Raw genomic sequence first — 1,624 nt, 5'->3', positions numbered from 1 at the left:
GACCAGCAGCGTGATGAAGTTGATGTCGCCATGCRCACCGGCACGCACGTTCGGAATGTCGTCGGTGGTGATCGGCGGGTAATGGATCGGGCGCAGGATCGAATTGCCGAAATTGGTCTTGTCGGCGAAGAAGTGCTCCGGCAGGCCGATGTGCAGGGCCAGGGCCGAAAGCACGCGCGAACCGAGGTTGTCCAACGCCTGGTACAGGCCGTAACCGCGCTCGCGGAAACCCTCGACCTCGGACGGCCACAGGTTCGGCGCCATCACTTCCCGGTACTTGGAGTCGTCGGCGATCTCGCGGCCGATGTGCCAGAACTCCTTCAGGTCGAAGTGCTTGGAGCCCTTGGCGGTCTCCACACCGAACGGGGTATAGCCACGGGCGCCGCCGCTGCCTGCCACGTGGTACTTGCGCTTGGTCTCATCAGGCAGTGCGAAGAAGGCCTTGAAGACGTCGTAGGCCGCGTCGATGTCGGCCTGCGGGATGCCGTGGTTGCGGATACCCGCGAATCCCCATTGGCGGTACGCCGCCCCCAGCTCGGCCACGAAGGCGTCGCGGTCACTGTCGAAACGGGTGATGTCGAGGGTGGGGATCTGGCTCACAGCGGTTCCTGGCTYGTCGTTGAGTCGGTACGGGCCCGCCATGTCATGGCGACCGATCTGAACATTGTGACAGATAGATCGGGGCATGCCACCGACACACTGAAACAAACCGATACAATGCGCCACCCGCGCGCGGTTTAACGACTTCGTCACGCCGGGAAACGCCCTTGCTGCCCACTTGAACCCGCCTCTCCCATGGACGCCGCTCTGCCCGACGCCACCGCCGCCGTTCTTCCCGGGCCCGCCCGACGCTGGCGCAGGCTGGCTTGGTGGTCGCTGTTCATCGCGGCCAACGCGGTGCTTGCCGCGTTCATCGCGCTGGGCAACGTGCCGCTGCGCGACAACCCTGGCGGCACACTCGGCCTGGCCTACCTGGCGTTCGCCCTGCCAGGCCACCTGCTCGCGTTCGGTGCACTGGCCGGCCTGCTACCACTGGCCATCGGCCTGTGGCCGCGCAGCGCGCGCGCGTTGAGCGTCTCGGCGGTGATCTGCCAGGGTCTGTGGCTGTGCCTGCTGCTGGTGGATGCCAAGGTCTTCGCGCTGTATCGCTTCCACCTCAACGCGATGGTCGCCAACATGGTGTTCGGCGGCGCCCTGCAGGATCAGGTGAGCCTGTCCTGGAAGACCTGGCTGCAGGTGACGGCTCTGGTGTCGGCAATCTTCGCCGCGCAGGGCCTGCTGGCCTGGGCGTGCTGGAAGCTGCTGCCCGCAGCGCCGCGTCGGCGGCGGGTACTGCAGGCCTGGGCGGTGGTTGCCCTGCTGATGGGCGGCGGCCAGGTCGCCACTGCCTACTACGACGCGCTCGGCGAACGCGCAGTGATCAGCCAATGGAACTACCTGCCATGGGCGCAGCCGATCACCGCCAAGAGCGCGATGCGTCGCTTCGGCGTGGTCAGCCAGCACCAGGTCGGCCTGCCCGATCCGCGCCATGCCCAGCTGAATTATCCGTTGCAACCCCTGCGCTGCCAGAGCCACCAGCGGCCGAACGTGCTGATGGTGGTACTGGAGTCGTTGCGCCATGACG

Annotated in this window: 2 protein-coding genes; one reads left to right on the top strand and one right to left on the bottom strand. The window is 66.5% G+C overall.

Translation table 11 applies throughout. The features are described 5' to 3' along the window. Nucleotides 1-642, bottom strand: a 642-nt coding sequence (locus tag AB4Y84_RS21125; RefSeq protein WP_442250870.1) for an isopenicillin N synthase family dioxygenase, incomplete at its 3' end; no start/stop codon positions are given. Nucleotides 643-795: 153 nt separating this feature from the next. Between AB4Y84_RS21125 and AB4Y84_RS21120 the strand changes: the two genes are divergently transcribed. Continuing rightward, nucleotides 796-1,624, top strand: an 829-nt coding sequence (locus AB4Y84_RS21120) for a DUF3413 domain-containing protein (protein ID WP_442250869.1), incomplete at its 3' end; no start/stop codon positions are given.

Source organism: Stenotrophomonas sp. 2YAF22, from assembly GCF_052114665.1.
GTDB classification, from domain to species: domain Bacteria; phylum Pseudomonadota; class Gammaproteobacteria; order Xanthomonadales; family Xanthomonadaceae; genus Stenotrophomonas; species Stenotrophomonas indicatrix.
The sequence above is the reverse complement of the archived record's forward strand: the minus strand, read 5'-3'. Positions and strand labels throughout refer to the sequence as shown.